This is a genomic window from Arthrobacter sp. H14, assembly GCF_000520495.1.
Taxonomy (GTDB): domain Bacteria; phylum Actinomycetota; class Actinomycetes; order Actinomycetales; family Micrococcaceae; genus Arthrobacter_C.
The window spans coordinates 3,907-9,691 of sequence record NZ_KI914655.1 but is presented as its reverse complement, the minus strand read 5'-3'; the positions used below and the strand labels follow the sequence as shown (position 1 = coordinate 9,691).

The 5,785-nt window shown below is 63.8% G+C and carries 5 protein-coding genes; all 5 read right to left on the bottom strand.

Going from position 1 to position 5,785, the window contains the following annotated elements:
• On the bottom strand, positions 1-396 hold a 396-nt coding region (locus Y707_RS25460; RefSeq protein ID WP_035781482.1), incomplete at its 3' end, for an 8-oxo-dGTP diphosphatase.
• Positions 397-454: 58 nt separating this feature from the next.
• A complete protein-coding gene (gene xerD / locus Y707_RS0111855; protein ID WP_051441922.1) occupies positions 455-1,435 on the bottom strand; it encodes a site-specific tyrosine recombinase XerD in 981 nt (326 codons plus the stop codon).
• A gap of 3 nt (positions 1,436-1,438) precedes the next feature.
• Positions 1,439-2,158, bottom strand: coding sequence for an NUDIX domain-containing protein (locus tag Y707_RS25455; protein WP_035781480.1), 720 nt, complete (start codon positions 2,156-2,158; stop codon positions 1,439-1,441).
• A gap of 3 nt (positions 2,159-2,161) precedes the next feature.
• Complete coding sequence (gene pyrG / locus Y707_RS0111845) at positions 2,162-3,868, bottom strand: CTP synthase (protein WP_026535253.1); 1,707 nt, start codon at positions 3,866-3,868, stop codon at positions 2,162-2,164.
• Positions 3,869-3,905: 37 nt separating this feature from the next.
• The gene (recN, locus tag Y707_RS0111840; protein WP_026535252.1) at positions 3,906-5,621 is read right to left on the bottom strand and encodes a DNA repair protein RecN; all 1,716 of its coding nucleotides are present in this window, start codon (positions 5,619-5,621) and stop codon (positions 3,906-3,908) included.
• Between the last annotated feature and the right edge of the window lie 164 nt (positions 5,622-5,785).

Genomic DNA, 5,785 nt, shown 5'->3' with positions numbered 1-5,785 from the left:
CGGCAGCCAGTGTTCCGCGTCCTGCCACATATCGGACACCGGCAGCGCATCAAGGTCGAACCAGCCCGGCGCTATTTCGCCGGTTTCCACCGGCTCGCCTTCGAACTCGTCCGCGGTAAAGATCCGCGTACTCATGTTCCACTCCGGGCGGGCCGGGAAGACAAACTCCACGCTGCCGACGTCGTTAAGGTCCCCCGGCCGGACAAGCACCGAGGACTCTTCGGCGACCTCGCGGCAGGCAGCATCCTGTACCGACTCGCCGGCCTCCACATGCCCGCCAAGGCCTACCATCCTGCCCGTCCCGAATCCGGTTTTCTTGCGGCCCATCAGCACCTGGGGCTGGCCTCCGGAACCGGTGCGCAGCAGGAAACACAAGGCGATCGGCACGGATTTCATACCCTGAGCATAATCGTTTCCAGGCCCACGCCGGGGGACTCCGTCGCGGGCGCTGCTGCTACAGGGCCCTGGGGTGCGCGGCGGCGTAGACCTCGCGGAGGGTGTCGGCGGTGACGAGAGTGTAAATCTGGGTCGTGGTGACGGAGGCATGGCCGAGCAGTTCCTGCACCACCCGCACGTCCGCACCGCCTTCGAGCAGGTGGGTGGCGAACGAATGCCGCAATGTATGCGGGGAAACGTCCTTGCCGATGTTGGCTTTCTCCGCTGCGGTCTTGAGGATCGTCCAGGCGCTTTGCCTGCTGATCTGCCCGCCGCGCGCGTTCAGGAACAGGGACGGCGTTCCCTTACCCTTGGCCGCGAGCATCGGACGGCCGCGGACCAGATAGGCTTCGATCGCTTTTGCTGCATAGGAACCCAACGGCACCAGCCGCTCCTTGGATCCCTTGCCAAAGAGACGTACGACGGCGGGCCCTTCCATGTCCGGCTCGACGGAGACGTCGTCCACATCGAGTCCCACGGCTTCGCTGATGCGGGCGCCGGTGGCATAGAGGAACTCGAGCAGCGCCCGGTCACGCAATCCTGTCGGGGTGTCTGTCCCTGCGGCCTCAAGGATCCTGGTGACCTCGGCGACGGAAATGGCTTTCGGCAGTCGCTTACCCGCCATGGGTGGATGGACGTCGCTGGCCGGATCGGTCGCGGTATGGCCTTCCAGCGCCCAGAATTTGTGAAGTCCGCGTACTGCGACGATGTTACGTGCGGCAGATCGGATGCTGAGCGCCGCGCCGCCGTCGCTTCCCTCCACAATCGCCTGGGCGTAGCCGCTTACATCCTTGCGGGAGATGGCTTCCACTGTCTCAATGGAGAGTGACCCCAGATACCGTACATACCGCAGCAGGTCCCTGCGGTATGCGGAGAGAGTATTTTCGGCCAGACCCCGTTCGACCGCCATGTGCTGCAGGTACTCCCCCACGGCGCGTCCTATGCCGGATGAACGCAGCTCATCCGCAGCCGATGAAGGTTGGCCGGTCGCCGTGGACATGGTTCAGTCCTGATCCACCGGAGGGACTGCAGCCGAACCTTCGTCGCCGCTGTTGGACCAGAGGTGGCGCTGTGTCGGATGGGCAGCCCACGGCGCATCGGCAGGCCGGAGATTTTCGTAGTTCCTTGTCCGGGCGGCCGCAGCGGCGAGGATACCGGTCACGGCAGAAGGATTGTGGAGCCGCCCTTCCAGCACGGCGTCCACGGCTTCATCCAAGGGCAGCCAGGCCAGTTCGATTTCGGCTTCCTCGTCGGTCCGCTCATGCAGCTGGTGTTGGGGGACTTCGCCAATTCCGCGGGCCAGATAGATCCGGATAGCCTCGCTGGACGACCCCGGCGAATTAAAGAAATCGGTCAACACGTGCCAGGTTTCCGCCGTGAGGTCTGCCTCTTCGGCCAGTTCCCGCGCTGCGGCCAGCTGGAAGTCCTCGCCCTCGACGTCGAGCAGTCCGGCCGGGATCTCCCACAGGTTCATGCCCGTCGGCTGACGGTACTGATTGATCAACAGCACCTCGCCGTCGTCGTTCATGACGAGCACTGCCACCGCACCCGGGTGGTCAATGTAGTCGCGGACCAGCGGGTCGCCGTCATCGGTGAGCTGGAACCGGTCCTGGACAACGTTCCAGATCCGGCCCTGGTAGACAACCTCGGAATCGAGCTTTCCCCGGGGGTTGTAACGGTCCGAAAGGTGCTCCTGCGGCTCCCCCGCCGTCTGGTCCGCCACCGGCTAGACCTCCACCAGTCGCCCGGAACGCTGGCGTTGGAGCGCGGCCTCAACCAGGCCGGAGAACAACGGATGCGCCCGGGTCGGCCTGGAACTGAGTTCCGGATGTGCCTGGGTGGAAACGTAGTAGGGATGAACTTCGCGCGGCAGCTCGACGAACTCGACCAGTGTTCCATCCGGGGACGTTCCGGAGAATACAAGACCGGCCGCTTCGAGTTGTTCGCGGTACTCGTTGCTGACTTCGTAGCGATGCCGGTGGCGTTCGGTGACCGTCGTGGTGCCGTAGGTTTCGGCGATGACGGAGCCCTCTGTCAGCTTTGCTTCGTAGAGGCCAAGCCGCATGGTTCCGCCCATGTCACCTTCACCGGCGACAATGTCGAGTTGTTCCGCCATCGTTGCAATCACCGGGAACTCGGTCTCCGGGTCGAATTCGCTCGAGGAGGCGCCTGCCATACCGGCAACGTTGCGCGCATACTCGATCACCATGCACTGCAGGCCAAGGCAGAGGCCGAGCACCGGCAATTCATTTTCGCGGGCGAATTTCAGCGCGCCGAGCTTGCCTTCAAGACCCCTGATTCCGAAACCACCCGGAACACAGACCGCGTCCACGCCGTCGAGCGCTTTGGCCGCGCCTACCTGTGTTGCGCATTCATCGGAGGGCACCCAGCGGATGTTGACCTTGGCGTTCTTATCGAAACCGCCGGCACGCAGTGCTTCGGTCACCGAAAGGTAGGCGTCCGGCAGGTCAATGTACTTCCCCACCAGCGCGATCTCGACCTGGTGGGCCGGGTGATGGACGGCTTCGAGCAGCTTGTCCCACTTGGTCCAGTTCACGTCCTGGAACGGCAGGTCGAGGGCACGGATGATGTAGGCGTCCAGCATCTGGCTGTGCAGCTTCTTGGGAATGTCGTAGATGCTCGGCGCGTCTTCGGCGTTGACCACGGCATCCGAGTCGACGTCGCACATCCGGCCGATCTTCTCCCGCATGGCGTCCGGCACCGGGCGGTCGGAGCGGACCACAATCGCGTCGGGCTGGATACCGATTGAACGCAGTGTCGCCACCGAATGCTGCGTTGGTTTGGTCTTCAGCTCGGCCGAGGGACCGATGTAAGGCACCAGCGACACGTGCAGGAAGAATACGTTTCCGCGGCCAATATCCTGGCGCACCTGGCGGGCAGATTCGAGGAATGGCTGTGATTCGATATCGCCGACAGTGCCGCCGATTTCGGTGATAATGACGTCCGGCGGGTTGTCGCCCTGGGCCGGCAGGCGCATACGGTTCTTGATTTCATCCGTAATGTGCGGAATGACCTGGACGGTATCGCCGAGGTATTCGCCGCGGCGCTCCTTGGCGATCACCGTCGAGTAGACCTGGCCGGTCGTCACATTGGCGGAGCCATCCAGATTTTCATCCAGGAACCGCTCATAGTGGCCGATGTCCAGATCGGTTTCCGTGCCGTCATTGGTGACGAAGACCTCACCATGTTGGAAGGGATTCATCGTGCCGGGGTCCACGTTCAGGTACGGGTCCAGCTTCTGCATAGTCACTGCCAGGCCGCGCGCCTTGAGCAGATGACCCAGGCTGGAAGCCGTCAGCCCCTTCCCGAGAGAAGACGCCACGCCACCGGTGACGAAGATGTGTTTGGTCGTACTTGACGACTTAAGGAACCGGGAATTTGTTTGCTGCACCACGGAGTTTGAGCCTATCACCTTTACAATTGATCGCTTGGATTAAGTAAGCAGGACCTCAGCCCATTCTGGCGTCCTGAAGCAGCTCCTGGGCGTGGGCCTGCGCGGAACTCGAGTCCTCCTGGCCCGCCAGCATCCGCGCCAGCTCCTTAACCCGCTCCGCGTCATCGAGGAGGCGGACATCACTGGCCGTGACTCCCCCGGGTCCGCTGGTGTCCGAGGTCTTGATCACCGTGATGTGCTGATCGGCGAAGGCCGCGACCTGCGGCAGATGTGTCACCACAAGTACCTGTACATGTTTGGCGAGCATGGCCAGGCGCCGGCCAATTTCGACGGCGGCCCGGCCCCCGACGCCGGCGTCCACCTCATCGAAGACGAACGTTGGCACCGGGTCGACTTCGGCCAGCACAACTTCGATAGCGAGCATGACACGGGAGAGCTCACCGCCCGAAGCGCCTTTGCCGAGGGGGCGGGCGGGTGCCCCGGCATGCGGCTGGAGCAGAAGTTCGACGACGTCGGCTCCGTGCGGTCCCAGCTGGCCGGAGTCCTCGATCCTGACCTCAAGCGCGGCGTCCGGCATGGCCAATGCGGAGAGTTCGGCGCTGACGCGTTCCGACAGTTTTTTGCCGGCCTCCATGCGCAGCGCAGTCAGCTGCGCAGCCATCTTCACCAGCCTCTGCTCAAGTTCCACCACTTCGGCGTCCAAAGCTTCGATCCTGCTGGAATCATCGGTCAGGTCGTCCAGACGTGCACGGCTGGTTTCCGCCCATTCGAGGACCTCGTCGATGGTGGGAGCATACTTGCGGATCAGGTTTCCCAGATTTGCCCGCCGCTCCTCGACCTCCGCCAACCGGTCGGGACCTTCCCCGTCCAGCGAGGCGGCGTAGCTGGAGAGCTCACCGGCCACGTCGGTGATAATGTAGCCGACCTCCGCCAGCCTTTCGGCAGCGCTCCGCAGCGACTCGTCGTGTTCGGCAACCTGTTCGAGGGTGCGCTTTGCCGCATCCACCAAGGTGGCCGCATCGGGCGTATCGATGTCGACGTCGGCCGTCAGTGACTGGCCGGCGACATTGGCGGCCGTCCGCAGTTCTTCCATATTGGTTAGTTTGATGGACTCGGCCTTGAGCGCTCGGTCCTCGCCGGGCTGGGGATCGATACCGTCGATCTCCTCCAGTGCGGACTGAAGCGACCCGGCCTCACGAATCCGTTCCCGGGACGCTGAGCGAAGCTCTTCCGTCTCCGTGGCGGCTGTCCGCCAGCGGCTGTATGCGGCCCCGTACTCTTCCTGCAGCTGCACCAGTTCCTCACCGGCAAACTTGTCGAGCGCCTCACGCTGCGCCGCTGAACTCCGCAGCCGGAGCTGATCCGACTGCCCGTGCACCGCAACCAGGTCTGCGCCGATTCTGCCCAGCACACCGACCGGAGCGGAACGGCCGCCCACGTGGGCCCGGCTGCGGCCGTCGGCACCAACGGTACGGGCCAGCAATAGCTCAGCGCCGTCGTCGTATTCCTCAACTTCACCACCCGCCTCTATGGCAGCCAGCGCAGCAGAGCTCTGCGGAGAAACCCGCACCACGGCTTCAGCCAGTGCCGACTTTGCCCCGGTGCGCACCGCTCCGGCGTCGGACCGTGCGCCCAGCAGCAGCCCGAGGGCCGTGACGACCATTGTCTTACCCGCGCCGGTTTCACCCGTGACGACGCTGAGGCCGGGCCCAAGCGTCAGCGTGGCTTCACTGATGACGCCGAGGTCGCGGATGTGTATTTGTTCAATCATTTCTGACGGTCCCGCTCAGATTGTGGTGCGGGTCAACGGTCACGACAGGTTCAATTGTCGGCGCGTCTGCAGCATCAGCAGACAGCTCGTGGACCGTTGGGCCTCGCCATCCGGTGGTTGGAAGTTCGAACTTGCGGACCAGCCGCTCAGAGAACGGCGCCCGG

Excerpts from the sequence above, each read along its gene's own strand:
- xerD (WP_051441922.1), bottom strand. The coding sequence starts at position 1,435 with ATGTCCACGGCGACCGGCCAACCTTCATCGGCTGCGGATGAGCTGCGT.
- recN (WP_026535252.1), bottom strand. The coding sequence starts at position 5,621 with ATGATTGAACAAATACACATCCGCGACCTCGGCGTCATCAGTGAAGCC.